16 protein-coding genes are annotated in these 15,139 nt (G+C 47.3%); 8 read left to right on the top strand and 8 right to left on the bottom strand.

Annotated elements, in window-relative coordinates; all coding sequences use genetic code 11:
• Positions 1-17 precede the first annotated feature (17 nt).
• The gene (gene cysE / locus VV1_RS06040) at positions 18-839 is read left to right on the top strand and encodes a serine O-acetyltransferase (protein WP_011079261.1); all 822 of its coding nucleotides are present in this window, start codon (positions 18-20) and stop codon (positions 837-839) included.
• Positions 840-859: 20 nt separating this feature from the next.
• The gene (locus VV1_RS06035) at positions 860-2,023 is read left to right on the top strand and encodes a murein hydrolase activator EnvC family protein (RefSeq protein WP_011079260.1); all 1,164 of its coding nucleotides are present in this window, start codon (positions 860-862) and stop codon (positions 2,021-2,023) included.
• Between the two features lie 53 nt (positions 2,024-2,076).
• On the opposite strand, the gene VV1_RS06030 is transcribed toward VV1_RS06035, so the two are convergent.
• The 5 genes from VV1_RS06030 to epmA all read right to left on the bottom strand — a co-directional run bounded on the left by VV1_RS06030 (position 2,077) and on the right by epmA (position 6,724).
• Positions 2,077-3,402, bottom strand: a complete 1,326-nt coding sequence (locus VV1_RS06030) for an IS4-like element ISVvu2 family transposase (RefSeq protein ID WP_017790637.1) — start codon at positions 3,400-3,402, stop codon at positions 2,077-2,079.
• A 128-nt stretch (positions 3,403-3,530) separates the two neighbouring features.
• Positions 3,531-4,484 carry an acetyltransferase gene (locus VV1_RS06025; protein WP_011079258.1) on the bottom strand — a complete coding sequence of 318 codons (954 nt, stop codon included), beginning with the start codon at positions 4,482-4,484 and terminating at the stop codon, positions 3,531-3,533.
• A gap of 133 nt (positions 4,485-4,617) precedes the next feature.
• Positions 4,618-5,253 (bottom strand): TetR/AcrR family transcriptional regulator, encoded by a 636-nt coding sequence (locus tag VV1_RS06020; protein ID WP_011079257.1) that lies wholly within the window; start codon positions 5,251-5,253, stop codon positions 4,618-4,620.
• 122 nt (positions 5,254-5,375) lie between these two features.
• Positions 5,376-5,744, bottom strand: a complete 369-nt coding sequence (locus tag VV1_RS06015) for a VanZ family protein (RefSeq protein WP_011079256.1) — start codon at positions 5,742-5,744, stop codon at positions 5,376-5,378.
• Positions 5,745-5,752: 8 nt separating this feature from the next.
• Positions 5,753-6,724: an elongation factor P--(R)-beta-lysine ligase gene (gene epmA / locus VV1_RS06010; RefSeq protein ID WP_011079255.1), complete on the bottom strand. Its 972-nt coding sequence runs from the start codon at positions 6,722-6,724 to the stop codon at positions 5,753-5,755.
• Between the two features lie 404 nt (positions 6,725-7,128).
• Between epmA and frdA the strand changes: the two genes are divergently transcribed.
• Genes frdA through frdD form a run of 4 tightly spaced genes read left to right on the top strand, consistent with a single transcriptional unit; the run spans position 7,129 to position 10,480 of the window.
• Positions 7,129-8,946 (top strand): fumarate reductase (quinol) flavoprotein subunit, encoded by a 1,818-nt coding sequence (gene frdA / locus VV1_RS06005; RefSeq protein WP_011079254.1) that lies wholly within the window; start codon positions 7,129-7,131, stop codon positions 8,944-8,946.
• Positions 8,946-9,704 carry a succinate dehydrogenase/fumarate reductase iron-sulfur subunit gene (locus VV1_RS06000; RefSeq protein WP_011079253.1) on the top strand — a complete coding sequence of 253 codons (759 nt, stop codon included), beginning with the start codon at positions 8,946-8,948 and terminating at the stop codon, positions 9,702-9,704. The genes frdA and VV1_RS06000 overlap by 1 nt, the downstream gene beginning before the upstream one ends.
• Positions 9,705-9,706: 2 nt before the next feature.
• Complete coding sequence (gene frdC / locus VV1_RS05995; protein WP_011079252.1) at positions 9,707-10,090, top strand: fumarate reductase subunit FrdC; 384 nt, start codon at positions 9,707-9,709, stop codon at positions 10,088-10,090.
• Positions 10,091-10,102: 12 nt separating this feature from the next.
• Positions 10,103-10,480 (top strand): fumarate reductase subunit FrdD, encoded by a 378-nt coding sequence (frdD, locus tag VV1_RS05990; RefSeq protein ID WP_011079251.1) that lies wholly within the window; start codon positions 10,103-10,105, stop codon positions 10,478-10,480.
• Between the two features lie 68 nt (positions 10,481-10,548).
• Here frdD and VV1_RS05985 read toward each other — a convergent pair whose 3' ends face one another.
• Both VV1_RS05985 and efp read right to left on the bottom strand, forming a co-directional pair.
• On the bottom strand, positions 10,549-11,952 hold the full coding sequence (locus tag VV1_RS05985; RefSeq protein ID WP_011079250.1) for an SPFH domain-containing protein: 1,404 nt from the start codon (positions 11,950-11,952) through the stop codon (positions 10,549-10,551).
• A gap of 226 nt (positions 11,953-12,178) precedes the next feature.
• Positions 12,179-12,745, bottom strand: a complete 567-nt coding sequence (gene efp / locus VV1_RS05980; protein ID WP_011079249.1) for an elongation factor P — start codon at positions 12,743-12,745, stop codon at positions 12,179-12,181.
• 32 nt (positions 12,746-12,777) lie between these two features.
• On the opposite strand from efp, the gene epmB reads away from it, so the two are divergent.
• Entirely contained in the window at positions 12,778-13,800 is a 1,023-nt protein-coding gene (gene epmB / locus VV1_RS05975) for an EF-P beta-lysylation protein EpmB (RefSeq protein WP_011079248.1), read from the top strand.
• A gap of 49 nt (positions 13,801-13,849) precedes the next feature.
• The gene (locus VV1_RS05970) at positions 13,850-14,344 is read left to right on the top strand and encodes an MgtC/SapB family protein (RefSeq protein ID WP_011079247.1); all 495 of its coding nucleotides are present in this window, start codon (positions 13,850-13,852) and stop codon (positions 14,342-14,344) included.
• Positions 14,345-14,446: 102 nt separating this feature from the next.
• On the opposite strand, the gene VV1_RS05965 is transcribed toward VV1_RS05970, so the two are convergent.
• The gene (locus VV1_RS05965; protein WP_013570978.1) at positions 14,447-15,001 is read right to left on the bottom strand and encodes a VC2662 family protein; all 555 of its coding nucleotides are present in this window, start codon (positions 14,999-15,001) and stop codon (positions 14,447-14,449) included.
• Positions 15,002-15,139: the final 138 nt, after the last annotated feature.

Raw genomic sequence — 15,139 nt, 5'->3', positions numbered from 1 at the left:
AGTAGTGAGAATACGCCATGAAACACTGTGAAAAACAAAAAGTCTGGCAGAGCATTGTCAAAGAAGCCCGTGAGCTATCGGAGCAAGAGCCGATGCTTGCCAGTTTTTATCACGCCACCATCATCAAGCATGAAAGCTTGTGTGCTGCGTTGAGCTACATTTTAGCCAATAAGCTGAACACAGCCTCCATGCCGGCGATGGCAGTGCGTGAAGTGGTTGAAGAAGCCTTTGCGGCTGACCCTAACATCACCGATTCTGCCGCCTGCGATATCTGTGCGACGGTGAATCGTGACCCGGCTGTTTCTATGTATTCTATCCCACTGCTTTACCTAAAGGGTTACCATGCCTTGCAAGGCTATCGCGTGGCAAATTGGTTGTGGAAACAAGGCCGCTACGCGCTGGCGACCTATCTGCAAAATCAAATCTCGGTGGCATGCCAAGTGGATATTCACCCTGCGGCTCGTATCGGCAAAGGCATCATGCTGGATCACGCAACAGGTATCGTGATCGGGGAAACCGCTGTCGTCGAAAATGATGTATCCATCCTGCAAGACGTGACGTTAGGTGGTACTGGTAAAGAGTGCGGCGACCGACATCCTAAGATCCGCGAAGGGGTGATGATCGGAGCTGGGGCAAAAATCCTTGGCAATATCGAAGTTGGAGAAGGTGCAAAAATTGGCTCCTGCTCCGTTGTACTTCAACCCGTTCCACCGCATACTACCGTCGCTGGTGTACCCGCACGAATTGTAGGGAGACCGCAATCCGACAAGCCTTCTCTCGATATGGATCAAGGCTTTAACGGGAAATACCCTAACTTCATTGACGGTGACGGCATCTAACAGCGCGCCTAACAAGCGCAATGCTTATTTCATTGATAGCTCAGGAAAGAACGTACGTGGCAAAACAGAAAACCAACAAATCAGGCTTTTTTTTCCTTTCCACCTGCGTTCTTCTTACTGTTCTGAGCTTCCCGACCAATGGGGCGAGTCCAAGTGAGCTACAAGGGGTCAAAAATGAAATTTCTCGCCAGCAAAAAGCCTTATCGAATCAAGAGAAGCAGCTCGACGAGTTGCAAAAATCGCTGCGCAGCCAAGAGACAAGCATCGCGCAATTAGAGAAAGAGATTAAGCAAACTAAGCAAGCGTTGGCCACGGCAAAAGCGAATGTGGGGCAGTTGCAACGCAAAATGGATGAACTTGAAGGCCAAAAGAAAGCGCAAACTGAACGCTTAGAAACCCTCATCCAGACCTACTATGTCACCCAAAGAGCCAATGCCTCTGCCTCATTACTGCAACAGGGCGTCGAAGAAGATCGCATTAGCCAATATTTCCAGCATCTCGCCAAAGCGAGAGCGGAAACCATCAACGAGTTAGAATCCACCAAGAAACAACTTGAACAAAGTCAGCAGCAGTTGCTGAATGAGCAAAGTCAGATCGAATCTTTACTCAAGCAACAATCGACGAAACACGAACAACTGGCGAAAACTCAAGGCCAGCGTAAAAAGACACTCGGTAACATCAAACAAAGTATTTCCAGCGACAAAAACTACCTCGCAGAGCTGCAGCGTAATGAAACTCGTCTGAAAGCAGAAATTGCTAAAGCGGCTAAACGCAATGCCATTCCTATGGACGGTTTGGCCAAACAAGCCGGGAAGCTCCCTTGGCCATTAAAAGGCTCAATACTGCACCAATTCGGAACCAAACAGACGGGACAAATCAACTGGAAAGGCATTGTTATCGCAGCTCGCTATGGTGAACAAGTCAAGTCGGTTTACCCTGGTACGGTGGTATTTGCTGAGTATTTAAGAGGCTATGGCCTCGTGGTGTTGATAGACCACGGCAAAGGCGACATGACCTTGTATGGCTACAACCAGGCTTTGTTGAAAAAAGAAGGCGACAAAGTCACCGCTGGCGAAGTGATCGCCCTTGCTGGCGACACGGGCGGGCAAGATCGAGCTTCACTTTACTTCGAAATTCGCCGCAATAGTGAAGCGCAAAACCCGCGTAACTGGCTGGTCCGTTGAGGTGTGAACCTCAATCCTTGCCAACAAAAATGGGAGCCAAGGCTTAATGCCAGTCAGTTAAGCTGACTGGCTTTTTTATTGGGGTATTTCTTTGCCTTTGGTTTTATTGCTCTCGGATATATCCGCTCTTCTCGTTTAATGGACAAAACATGGTGTATCGCCTCTTCTTGCAAGTGAGTAATGCGCTTAGGGATTGTTCCCGCTGACTCCAACCAGAACCCCAAAATTACGTGAATGATAGAGTGAGCACACGTTGTGAAGCTCAGTTGGTTGGGGTAGATGCCAGGCACAGCTTTAGCCATGTTAACCATCTGATATCTAATAATGTTATAGCTAAGCAATAAGCCCCATAGTTCTTGTTTTACCATCTCTGGCTTCTTACTTCTCAGTGTGAACTCGTTGTTCAGAAGTGAAGACTTCATTTCACGATATCCCACTTCGATTTCCCATCTATGACTGTAAAGCTCTGCTATTTCCGCTGGCGGATAACGACGATGATCAGTCATCGAGGTCAAGATACTCACTTCTTTCCCTTTGATAGTTTTCTTTATCAGGCGAACTTCGATGGTTTCAGGTAGTGACAGGGACTTCTTTCTCGCTTGAGGCGTTGTCTTGAGTTCGACAATCCGATCATTGCGACCCAGCTTTCTAACTTCAGTAAATTGAGTATTCTTGCGCATTGGCATTAGCCAATGCCTTTCATTACCTGTATTTGCCCAACGATGAAGAAGGCTAAGAGAGTAAAAACCTCTGTCAAACATTGTGAGGCTGTAGTCTGGTGTTGTTTCAATCAACTGTTCCGCCAATATCATCTCATTGGTTTTGTAACTCGCGAAAGCACTGGCGACCAGCATGTGACTGGTCAACTCCATCTGGCAAACCATACGCACCTGAGGAAAGCTACCTTCACCATTCTGATTTGACGCAGATTGAAACGCATCACGGTTTTCCTTAGTGTCTGGCGTTCGCCATACCACGCCATCGACAGCGAGGAGTTTTAATCCACACCAAGTCGGATGGTCAGCTGTTTCATTCCATAAGCTCTGGCTTTGATGAAATACTTCTTTCATTGCATCAGCCCCGAGCCGTTGTCTCGCTTGAACGATAGCACTAGGGGCAACCAGACTTCGCTTCCCGGGCAACATTAATTGCGCTTTGGAGACAATTGACCACAAAGGCTCTTGTCGGTAAAGCGACATAGCAACGACCGCCCAAACGGCCATGTCGAGAGGGATACGACGTTTACGAATAGTGGCCACACCAGAAGCTTCTAAGCATTGGTTGATGAAATCAGGGCAAAGAATGTCACTGAGTTTTCCAAGTTGTTCAGTATTGGGGGCATAACGATTGGCGAGTGTTAGGGCTGTAGTTAATTGCAAAATAAAAGGCTCAAAGTTTTAGAAACTTAGAGCCTTTATAAGCCATCTGCAGGATCGTTCAACCGATCATTTATCTCTTAACTGATCGGCATTAAGCCAAGGCTCCCATTTTTCGTTCGCGTTGCCACCTAGTAGTAGGCTTCCACCACCTCAATAAAACGGGGCAACTCTTCTGCGGTTAAGGCATTAATGCCTGCTGCTGCTGCTCGCCCCCCACCCGTGGCAAACGAGCTGCAAATATCACCCGCCCCTTGTTTATTGGTTAACGGAGCACGTAGAGAAACAGTGTAAGTGTCATCTTGATTGCGCGTCAGAACCGCATGAGCTCGCTCTGGTGTCTGATTTGCCAATAAATTACCAAACACCCCACTGATTCGGCGCGACGCTGGCGTATCTGGCAGCTCTATCAAAGCCAACTTGTCACTTTGATGCTTTGGTAACACAGCTTGCGCTACATATAAATCGTGCTCATAGGCTTGTTTTAATCGATGGTAAGGCGAGCTGGCATCGGCAATCACATCGAAAGGAGATGAGTAGGCGAGCAAACTCAAGAACAGCTCAGCGGGGTCAAAATGCAAATCAGCCAACTTCTCACCATAACCGTTGTAATTGATTAACGTGCCCAACTCGCACAACTGCGCTCTCTGTTGTTCATTCAAACCCGCCTTGATGGCGAGCTCATCAGCGCGCGCGATCAAGTTGTCGCCATACGCGGCGGTAATGGCCCAGTGATGAAAACGTCCGTCTAACAGCTTATCCACTATCAATGCTGTACAAATGTTGGCATCTAAATCGATATGAGCATCGAGATGGGGGTGAGCCGGAATCTCTCCCGCTTTGTGGTGATCGGCATAAAACAGTTGCGCCCCGGCCGCTAAGGCGGCTTGCACTCCAGCGATGTTTTTCTCCATCGAAATATCGAGGATCGTCAAATGATCGCCCGCTTGTGCTGCCACTTTCTCCACCAGCTTGATATCGCGTTTTACACCAGTGACCAACGTCGCGGATCTCGGCTCGGCAAGTCTCAGTTGCAACAAGGCAATAATGCCATCAGCATCGCCATTAAAGATGTCGTAATTCATCGGAGAAGATATCCATATCTGTTTGATTATTTATTGGATATTTTCCGATGTGAGGGAGAGAAGTCAACGACCATAAAGTCATGAATGATGCTTTATGGTCATATATAAGAGGGATGTCTTGAATGTGAGATGTTTAGCCGTGCAGGGCGCGCACGCCATCTTCGAGCAGCAGTAACTGCTCCATACCTTGCTCCGTCGCAATCGGCTTCACCACGGCAATCATTTGCAACATGCCTTGCTGTACCATTTGCTCGGTGATCGCAACTTTGGGCGACATAGCGGACTGATACGCTAACCAACTGCACGCAATCAGGTGCAAAGTTCGCACTAAGGACTTGAGTTCATCTTCATTTAATTCAAGTAGTTGAAGGGAAACAAACTCGCGCATAATCGCCACTAGGTTGGCTTGTAGCTTATCTTGAACTTCAATGTATTGTTGATGCAACTCTTCATCGCGAGAGAGGATTTCAGGCAAATTGGCGTAGAAAAAACGGTACTTCCACATCAAGGTGAAGATCGAATCAAGATAGCGCTTCAACAACACCAAACTTTCTTGGTTTTCTTGAACTGGAGTAAAGCGCTCAATCAGTTCTTGCGCATACAAAGCAAAAATTTCGCGCACAATCTCTTGTTTATTGCGAAAGTGGTAGTAAAGGTTACCTGGGCTAATATCAATATGATCAGCAATATGGTTAGTGGTGATGCTGCGCTCACCGTGCTGATTAAACAGCTCAAGGGCAGCATGCACGATCTTCTCACGTGTTTTCATTATTGTGGTGTAATCCCTTTCTTAGAAAGATAAAACTTGCTCACTGGGCTCGCCTATCTTCCCCTGCTAACCGATCCTATTCCGTGAATAAAATCGTATATTAGGAAAAAGAGAAAAACGACCTAGTCATTGGAGTATATCGATTTCACATTTCGAGATCGATAAACGCAATAGAGCTTATACGTTAGTAAGCCTAGTATAATCCCAGATAAGTTCGCCAACAGATCAAACCACGAGCTTTCCCTACCGACGTAAGCTTGTGCCAGTTCGATCCCTCCGCTAAAGAGAAAAATGGCTAAAGCAGCCACACCACGTTGCCACCAATGCCTTACACTGACTGCTGCGAGCAGCGAGAAACAGCTATACGCCATGAAATGCTGCAGCTTATCTAGGTTCGGAATGTCGCCCCAATCTTGTAATCCGCTCGAAGAACGTAATGATAAAAATGCGATTAAGGACGCATAAATAAGCAACAAATACCGTTTTTTCATAGCGATTCTCACGCAATAGGAAAAGGAAAAGCGGTGATCTCATCAATGTGAGTACAACCAAGCGACAACATAATCAAGCGATCAACGCCCAATGCCACTCCCGCGCAAGCCGGTAAGCCCGACTCCAATGCCGCAATCAGATGGTAATCTATCGGTTGTGGAGTCAGCCCCATGTCAATACGCTTCGCGTTGTCTTGCTCAAATCGTGTCAGCTGTTCTTGTGGGTTGTCGAGCTCATGGAAACCATTGGCTAGCTCAATGCCCTTAAAGTACACCTCAAAACGATCTGCAACACGAGGATCATTCGGGTTAATCTTTGCCAATGCTGCTTGAGAGGCAGGAAAATCATAAACAAATGCTGGCACCTGCTGACCAATCTTTGCTTCCACACCGATGCTAAAGAGCAGTTGTAGCAAGGTATCGCGATCCTCTTCTGGTTCTGCGATATCACTCAAACCCAACCTTGCCGCAACGCTTTTCAGCTCCGCCATGGAGCCTTCTAGCGGACAAACACCCAGCACAGTTAGAAACGCTTGCTGATACGTCATGCGCTCAGCAGTGCCACACTTGAGTATCAGTTGCAGTAAATCATCCATTTCATCCATCAGTTGGTGGTGATCAAAGCCAACGCGATACCACTCCAGCATGGTGAACTCAGGATTGTGGTGACGGCCATTCTCTTCATTACGAAATGCCTTGGCCATTTGGTAGATACAGCCACTTCCAGCCGCCAATAAGCGCTTCATATGGAATTCTGGGCTGGTCATCAAGTGAAGGTGGCGACCTTGAGCATAACCGGGCCCCACAAACTCGGTTTGAAACGTATGCAGATGGATATCGGTAACCGTGGCGTGGCTCATCGCTGGCGTATCCACTTCCAACACCCCTCTCTGGGCAAAAAATTGACGGATATTGGCAATCAAAACGGCGCGTTGACGCAGTTGTTCGATTGATGCGGTCGGTTTCCAATCGGCTTGCATTTTTGACTCTCAACTCAATAACTCTGCGGTGGAACTTACCACCTTCTTCAGCCTTTGCAAGCAACTTCTCAAGCGCCATTGAGCACAAAAACAACGTTGTACAAGCTAAAAACAGCAACAAATTGGTTGCGATTATTGATGATAAAAATCATCGGCAACATCCAATTAACACCTTGCCGCTCAAGCAGTTGAATCCTCAAGACAAGCTGCCGTGACAGTTATCACATAACCTATAAATTCTATGCTCATATTTGCATTTCCGAAGCAAAAACCTAAATACATCAATTTTTCTATCACAAAGCTCTTCTACACTGTCACTACTACTTTTGGGGAGTATGCGTTTGCCTACGCCCCTATCTCACAATAACAAGCGGATTTCCGCACTCACACACTGGAGGATAACTGTGCAAACTATCATCACAGATATCGCAGTCATCGGCGCAGGCGGCGCTGGTCTTCGTACTGCTATTGCAGCGGCTGAAGCAAACCCGGATCTGGAAGTAGCCTTAATTTCTAAGGTTTACCCAATGCGTTCCCATACGGTCGCAGCAGAGGGTGGCTCAGCAGCAGTTATCAAGGATGAGGATAGCCTAGACAATCACTTCAACGATACCGTTGGTGGTGGTGACTGGCTTTGTGAACAGGATGTTGTTGAATACTTTGTTGAAAACGCGACGCGCGAAATGATCCAAATGGAGCAATGGGGGTGCCCATGGAGCCGTAAGGAGAATGGCGAAGTCAACGTTCGTCGCTTTGGCGGTATGAAAGTTGAGCGTACGTGGTTTGCGGCAGACAAAACTGGCTTCCACATGCTACACACCCTATTCCAAACTTCGATGAAGTACTCAAACATCAAACGCTTTGATGAGTACTTTGTGGTGGATCTGCTTGTTGATGAAGGTGAAGTTCAAGGCCTGATCGCCATCCATATGGCAGAAGGGGAGTTGGTCACCATCAAAGCAAAATCAGTGGTACTTGCCACAGGTGGTGCTGGTCGTGTTTACCACTGCAATACCAACGGCGGTATCGTAACGGGCGATGGTATGGCTATGGCTTACCGTCACGGCGTTCCTCTACGTGATATGGAATTCGTGCAATACCACCCAACGGGCCTACCAGGCACTGGTATCCTGATGACCGAAGGTTGTCGTGGTGAAGGCGGTATCATTGTCAACAAAAACGGCTATCGTTACTTGCAAGACTACGGCATGGGCCCAGAAACACCGGTTGGTCAGCCGAAGAACAAATACATGGAACTTGGTCCACGTGACAAAGTTTCTCAAGCATTCTGGCACGAGCAGCAGAAAGGCAACACCATCAAGCACCCACTCGGTGACGTGGTACACCTAGACTTGCGCCACCTAGGTGAAGAGTATCTGCAAGAGCGTCTACCGTTCATTTGTGAACTCGCCAAAGCGTATGTCAACGTTGACCCAGCAAAAGAGCCGATTCCAATTCGTCCAACGGTTCACTACACCATGGGTGGTATTGAAACCGACAAACAGTGTGAAACACGCATTAAAGGCCTGTTCGCGGTGGGAGAATGTGCTTCTGTTGGTCTGCACGGTGCAAACCGCCTTGGTTCGAACTCACTAGCAGAATTTGTAGTGTTTGGCCGCGTTGCGGGTGAGCAAGCGGTGAAACGCGCAGCGGAATTCAAGGGCTGGAACGAAGCGTCTATCGCTGCACAAGTGAAAGCGGTTGAAGAGCGTATCGCAGCGCTAATGAACCAAGAAGGCGATGAAAACTGGGCAGATATCCGCACGGAAATGGGTCACACCATGGAAGCGGGCTGTGGTATCTACCGCCAAGAAGATCTGATGCAAGCAACGATCGAGAAAATCACTGAACTGAAAGAGCGTTACAAGAAAATCAGCATCAAAGACAAAGGCAAGGTATTCAATACTGACCTTCTCTACGCAATCGAAGTGGGTTACGGCCTAGAAGTGGCGGAAGCAATGGTTCACTCCGCGATTCTACGTAAAGAATCTCGTGGTGCTCACCAACGTCTTGACGACGGCTGTACCGATCGTGATGACGTGAACTTCCTCAAGCACTCTTTGGCTTTCTTCCAAGAAGATCAAGCACCAAACATCAGCTACAGCGACGTGACCATCACTAAGTCTCAGCCTAAAGCACGTTTGTATGGTGAAGCAGCAGAGAAAGCTGCCGCTGAAGAAGCCGCTAAGGCCGCAGAGAAAAACGCAGAGGAGCAAGCATAATGTCGGCAAACCGCATTCAAAAAGTAGACATTCTGCGTTACGACCCAGCAACAGACGCAGAACCTCGTTTTCAGGCTTTCGAAGTCCCGTTTGATGAAACCATGTCGGTACTTGATGCTCTGGGCTACGTCAAAGATCATCTCGACAAAAACCTCTCTTACCGTTGGTCTTGTCGTATGGCGATTTGTGGCTCGTGCGGCATCATGGTCAACGGCGTGCCAAAACTGGCGTGTAAGAGCTTCCTGCGCGACTACCCAGACGGCGTGAAAATCGAGCCATTAGCAAACTTCCCAATCGAGAAAGATTTGATTGTCGATATGACGCCGTTCATCGAGCGCCTAGAAGCGATCAAACCTTACATCATTGGCAACGACCGCAAGCCAGAAGATGGTACTAACCTACAAACCCCTGAACAGCTGGCAAAATACAAGCAGTTCGCGGGTTGTATTAACTGTGGTCTTTGCTACGCAGCGTGTCCGCAGTTCGGTTTGAACCCAGAGTTCATTGGTCCAGCAGCACTGACTTTGGCACACCGCTACAACCTAGATAGCCGTGACAATGGTAAAGCAGAGCGTATGAAGCTAATCAATGGCGAAAACGGTGCGTGGGGCTGTACGTTTGTTGGCTATTGTTCTGAAGTTTGTCCGAAGAATGTTGATCCTGCTGCCGCGGTTAACCAAGGCAAAGTCGAGTCATCAATGGACTTCGTCATTGCAATGCTGAAACCTGATGGTTCACCAAAGAAAGTGGAGGCATAAGAATGAGCAATCGTAAACCTTACGTTCGTGAAGTAAAACGCACTTGGTGGAAAGATCACCCATTCTACCGCTTCTACATGCTACGTGAAGCCACTGTGCTGCCATTGATTCTCTTCACCTTGTTCCTGACTGTCGGTTTGGGTTCTCTGGTGAAAGGGCCAGAAGCTTGGCAAACGTGGTTGAACTTTATGGCGAACCCAGTGGTGATCGCGATTAACATCGTCGCCTTACTCGGCAGCCTACTGCATGCTCATACCTTCTTCAGTATGATGCCTCAGGTCATGCCAATTCGTTTGAAGGGCAAACCTGTTGATAAGAAAATCATCGTGCTCGCTCAGTGGGCGGCGGTGGCATTTATCTCACTGATCGTACTTATCGTGGTGTAAGGAGCTTTAACGATGAAACCGAATTACAACGTAGATAGAGCGCCAAAACGTTCTGATGAGCCAGTTTGGTGGAGCTTGTTTGGTGCAGGTGGTACTTGGTTTGCCATGATCACACCAGTTACTGTTTTGGTGCTGGGTATTCTCGTGCCAATGGGCGTGATCAATGCAGAAGCACTGAGTTACGACCGAGTGGTGAGCTTTGCCACCAGCATCATCGGCGCATTGTTTATCATCGCGACACTGGCCTTACCAATGTGGCATGCGATGCACCGTGTTCACCACGGCATGCATGATCTCAAATTCCACACTGGCGTGGTCGGCAAAATTGCCTGTTACGCGGTTGCTGGATTGATTTCAGCATTGGCGGTGGTGTTCATTTTCATGCTGTAAGCATGGCGCACTGAAAAAGAAAAAGCTGGCTTGTCGCCAGCTTTTTTATTGTCACTGCTTCAAGTGGTTTATTTATTGACCACTTTCTTGGTTTGGTCCATCAAACCAAGTGCGCCGAACCCTGTAATGACGTCTAAGTTTGTTTTCAAACCCGTTTCATCGCTACCACCAATGTAGTTCTGTGGCATCTGCACTTGGAAGTTTTGCAGATTATTGTACAGCGAATTGGCCACATCTCGATTTAGCTCAGCCAAATACACTTCTCGGTTGGCCCCTAATGCCGCGTATTTCGCTTTAAGCACTTCCGCTTCAGCACGACCTTTTTCTAAAATCGCTTTCGCTTCAAACTCAGCAGAAAGTGAGTTGGCTTTTTGAATCGCAAGGTTAGCTTCCGCTATCGCCAGCTCTTTCTCTTTTTCCACTTCCGCAAGACGCTTGGTCTTCTCCACTTCGACGATCTCTCGTTCAGCGATTTGGCGCGCAACTTCCACCTCTTTCTGCTGAGAAATGATCGCCAACTCTTTTTGACGCTGAGCGTCTTGTACTTCACGAGTACGCTGAATTTCTTTACGAAGTTGTTCTGTTTCCGCCTGTGCTTTCGATGTTTCTTGCTCTTGAATGGCTCGAATACGATCAGCCACTAAGCGCTTCTTATCCGCCAGTAATTGATCCAACTGTTTTTCAGGCTGGGGATCACCAATGGTGACCTGAGTCACCTGAATACCATATTGCTGCAGTGGATTATCTTGGCGAATCGGCTGACCAGTCCCATCCAACACTGGTACGGTTTTCCATACTAGCTGATTAGTACGCTGTAGCTGATTCGCATTTGATTGATCAACGCCAACCGGAGCCAAATCCAACTCTTCCACTTCTACTTGGCGACGCTCGGTCAGATAAATCCCTTCACGTAATTGATCACCCAGTTTCGACTTGAACTGGTTTAAGCCACCTTGGAAAAACTCTTCACCCGTGTACTGGGTAGCGGTTATCACAGTGACGTTACGCGCGTTTTTCACCAACAGTGCATCAATCAGGTTGCTATTGTTGCGAAACTCGCGGTGCATTTTGATTAACGCATCCGGATCGGTGCTCAACTTAAAGCGGAACGTCACTGGAATTTGCCCTATATACGTATCGGCAAATCGCACTTGCACCGGGTCCAAACGCTGATAGAAATCCTCACCTGCGTTGTTGCCAAACGACACCGTGATCACCTGATCATACTGCGTGATTTTCGATAAAAATGGCATGCGAAAATGAATACCGGGCTCGGTAAACACATCCAACTCACCAGTAATATTGTTCTGGTGCACGTAGCTATAGCCCGCATCGGTCATTAACACCGAGCTATTGATGGTAAGCCCTAGCGCCAACAACGGCACACCAATAATCGCCGTTTTGATGCCACGACGAAGCAACTGACGTCTTTCTTCCACTTTCAAACTTTGTCCTAGGTTTGAGTTGTTCATTATTATTCTCCTTTGCATGGTTGTTTATGAGATAAAACTAAATAAACCAAGGTGTTATCTACCTCATCAACAACAGGTACAAATGTAACAATTTAAGACAGGAAGGAATAGTCGAAAGATTCACCAAAATAATTAACTTTTTCCGAATATTGGACGGAGTTATTGTTTTGAACAAAACGCAAAAAAGGTCGCCAAGGCGACCTTTTTAGAAACTATCAGGCTGATATTACTTCACGCGACCCACGTACTCTGAGCTGCGCGTGTCGACTTTGATCACTTCACCGATTTGGATGAATAACGGTACACGAACAACAGCACCGGTTGATAGTGTTGCAGGCTTACCACCTGTACCCTGAGTATCACCCTTTAGACCAGGATCGGTTTCAATCACTTCTAACTCAACAAAGTTTGGTGGTGTTACCGCGATAGGGTTACCGTTCCAAAGTGTCAACATACAAGTGTTGTTCTCAACCAACCACTTAACGTTCTCACCAACAGCTTTTGCGTCTGCTGCAATTTGCTCGAACGTTTCGTTGTTCATAAAGTGGTAGAATTCGCCGTCTGAATATAGATAATCTAGGTCGATATCCATTACGTCTGCCACTTCACAAGTGTCACCAGACTTGAATGTTTTCTCTAGCACTTTACCAGAAAGAAGTTTACGAATTTTAACGCGGTTGAACGCTTGGCCTTTACCCGGTTTTACGTACTCATTTTCCAAGATAACGCAAGGCTCGCTATCGATCATGAGTTTTAGGCCGCCTTTAAATTCATTAGTGCTAACTGTAGCCATTTTGTCCTCTTACATTCTTAGAGCTAAATTCAATGCCGCACATAATACCCCGAAAAGTCGAATCTGTTGAGCAAAACTGGCTCAAACAGCTAGCGAATGGGATCTCTGATCCTGCAACCTTGCTCAAAATGTTGGAAATCGATCCAACACCTTGGCAAGACGGGTTCTCAGCACGTGGATTGTTCGCACAACGCGTGCCGCAAAGTTTTGTCGAAAGAATGGAAAAACGTAATCCGAATGATCCACTCTTGCGCCAAGTGTTACCCGTTAGCGAAGAGCATGAAATCCATCCGGGTTATTCTGTCGATCCCCTTGAGGAGCAAGACAATGCGATTCCTGGCTTACTCCACAAGTACCACAATCGTGCGCTGATGATCGTCAAAGGAGGATGCGCGATTAACTGCCGCTATTGTTTCCGCCGTCACTTTCCTTATCAAGACAACAAAGGCAGCAAAACGGTTTGGCAGCAAAGCCTCGATTACATTGCACAAAATAGCGCACTGAATGAAGTGATCTTTTCCGGTGGCGATCCCTTGATGGCCAAAGATGATGAGTTACAGTGGTTAATCGAACGTATTGCTGACATTCCCCACATCAAGCGACTACGCATTCACTCGCGTTTACCTGTGGTGATACCCGCACGCATCACAACGGCACTGTGCCAGTTGCTAGAACAAACGCGTTTGCAAGTCATTTTGGTCACGCACATCAACCATGCCAATGAGATCAACGCCGAATTAACCTCGCAACTGCATCGGTTAAAACGCATAGGTGTGACATTATTGAATCAAGGCGTGCTGCTGAAAGGAGTGAATGATAGCGTCGAAGCGCAAGTGCATCTTAGCGAAGCACTGTTTGATGCTGGCATTTTGCCCTATTACTTACATGTGTTGGATAAGGTTCAAGGCGCGGCACATTTTTATGTTTCCGATCAAGAGGCCAAAGCGATTATGCACGGCTTGATCACGCAAGTGTCTGGCTATCTTGTCCCAACCCTGACTCGAGAAATCGGTGGCCGTCCAAGTAAAACCCCACTGGATCTCTATCTTGAATAACTCACGCTTGTTCATTGCGTTTTCTCTGTTCTTATTTTAGGAAGCCTTTATGTCATTAACCTTAGATTCCCTACTCAGTATTGAGCCGTTTAGTTGGGTCGCCTTATTGTGCTGTGCGGTCAATGGGCTCTTAATCGGTGCCGAGCGGCAAACTCGTGGCAAGCCAGTGGGTATTCGAACTTCTATTTTGATTATTTCTGGTACCTACTTTTTTATGTCTATGGCGGTCTACCTCTCGCCGAATACTCTTGATCAAGCCCGTGTGCTTGGACAAATCATTACCGGTGTGGGCTTTTTAGGTGCAGGTGTGATGATGACTCAAGATGGGAAAATTCACGGAGTAACATCCGCTGCAGTCATCTGGGTGTTGGCGTCGATGGGAATGATGATTGGTTTAGGGCTGATGCAACAATCTGTGATCATGACGGTGCTTGCCCTGACAGTGTTGCTCGGCGTCGACAAAGCAGAAAACCGCATTCAAGCGCTGCGCCGAGGCGTTCACCAAAAAATTCAGCAGCGCCGCAGTTCACGCCTGATTAAATAAACCAGTATATGGCTATCTTTGCTCACTGCTAAAAACAAAAACCCCAGACCATTATTGGCTGGGGTTTCTTTATACTATCGAGAACTTAACTCTCGATTGAGCTTACTTCGCAAAGTTAATGATTGGGAAGCAAGGGAAGAAACCGTTGTCCGCACAGTTGATTAGGCCAATTTGCACGCCTTCAATTTTTGCGGTTTTGTTGAATACGCCCACCTGAACAGTCGAAGTATCCGAGAAGTTTGCCGCACCCACATCGACCATGGTGTTGCCTTCCGAGTAGTTCACAAAACTCACGTTTGCGCCTTTAACATCATTGGTCAAGTTCACTGCACCAAGGTTAACACCTGTGGTTTGGCCAGTATTCCAGTTGAAGAAACCCAATGACGCACCAGTCATTTCTTGGTTTACTTTCGATGCACCAAAGATACCTAAGTTAACACCTGTTGTTGTGTCGGTTTCAGAGAGACCAACCACCGCTAGATCAACACCTTTCAAGTTATCGACTTTACCGTAGAGTGCGGCAACACGAACACCCGCCACAGCGCTGTCATCTGGCGCGTTAAAGTTATTGATTGAAGAAAACATTACAGGCGTTGCTGCCATTGCCGCTGTTGACGTTAACGCGGTTACCACTGCTGCTGTTAAGATTTTTTTCATTGGTTGAGTCTCCACTGACTATGAGTTGTTAAGTACCGGCGGCGCGATGCCGACTCCCGTACCCATCGACTTATTATGTACGCCGTTCAATTTTGCCAAGTCATTGTTTTGTCAAATGTCTGAATGTTTTTTCATCCA

The organism is Vibrio vulnificus CMCP6 (assembly GCF_000039765.1).
GTDB lineage: Bacteria > Pseudomonadota > Gammaproteobacteria > Enterobacterales > Vibrionaceae > Vibrio > Vibrio vulnificus_B.
Note: the sequence above shows the minus strand (reverse complement) of the source record. Positions and strands in the feature narration are given on the sequence as shown.

Bases quoted from the DNA above. Each gene is read 5' to 3' on its own strand.
- VV1_RS05985 (WP_011079250.1), bottom strand. From the start codon at position 11,952: ATGAACAACTCAAACCTAGGACAAAGTTTGAAAGTGGAAGAAAGACGT.
- VV1_RS05970 (WP_011079247.1), top strand. From the start codon at position 13,850: ATGTCATTAACCTTAGATTCCCTACTCAGTATTGAGCCGTTTAGTTGG.
- cysE (WP_011079261.1), top strand. From the start codon at position 18: ATGAAACACTGTGAAAAACAAAAAGTCTGGCAGAGCATTGTCAAAGAA.
- frdD (WP_011079251.1), top strand. From the start codon at position 10,103: ATGAAACCGAATTACAACGTAGATAGAGCGCCAAAACGTTCTGATGAG.
- efp (WP_011079249.1), bottom strand. From the start codon at position 12,745: ATGGCTACAGTTAGCACTAATGAATTTAAAGGCGGCCTAAAACTCATG.
- VV1_RS06025 (WP_011079258.1), bottom strand. From the start codon at position 4,484: ATGAATTACGACATCTTTAATGGCGATGCTGATGGCATTATTGCCTTG.
- epmB (WP_011079248.1), top strand. From the start codon at position 12,778: ATGCCGCACATAATACCCCGAAAAGTCGAATCTGTTGAGCAAAACTGG.
- VV1_RS06000 (WP_011079253.1), top strand. From the start codon at position 8,946: ATGTCGGCAAACCGCATTCAAAAAGTAGACATTCTGCGTTACGACCCA.
- VV1_RS06035 (WP_011079260.1), top strand. From the start codon at position 860: ATGCTTATTTCATTGATAGCTCAGGAAAGAACGTACGTGGCAAAACAG.
- VV1_RS06020 (WP_011079257.1), bottom strand. From the start codon at position 5,253: ATGAAAACACGTGAGAAGATCGTGCATGCTGCCCTTGAGCTGTTTAAT.
- frdC (WP_011079252.1), top strand. From the start codon at position 9,707: ATGAGCAATCGTAAACCTTACGTTCGTGAAGTAAAACGCACTTGGTGG.
- VV1_RS06015 (WP_011079256.1), bottom strand. From the start codon at position 5,744: ATGAAAAAACGGTATTTGTTGCTTATTTATGCGTCCTTAATCGCATTT.
- epmA (WP_011079255.1), bottom strand. From the start codon at position 6,724: ATGCAAGCCGATTGGAAACCGACCGCATCAATCGAACAACTGCGTCAA.
- VV1_RS05965 (WP_013570978.1), bottom strand. From the start codon at position 15,001: ATGAAAAAAATCTTAACAGCAGCAGTGGTAACCGCGTTAACGTCAACA.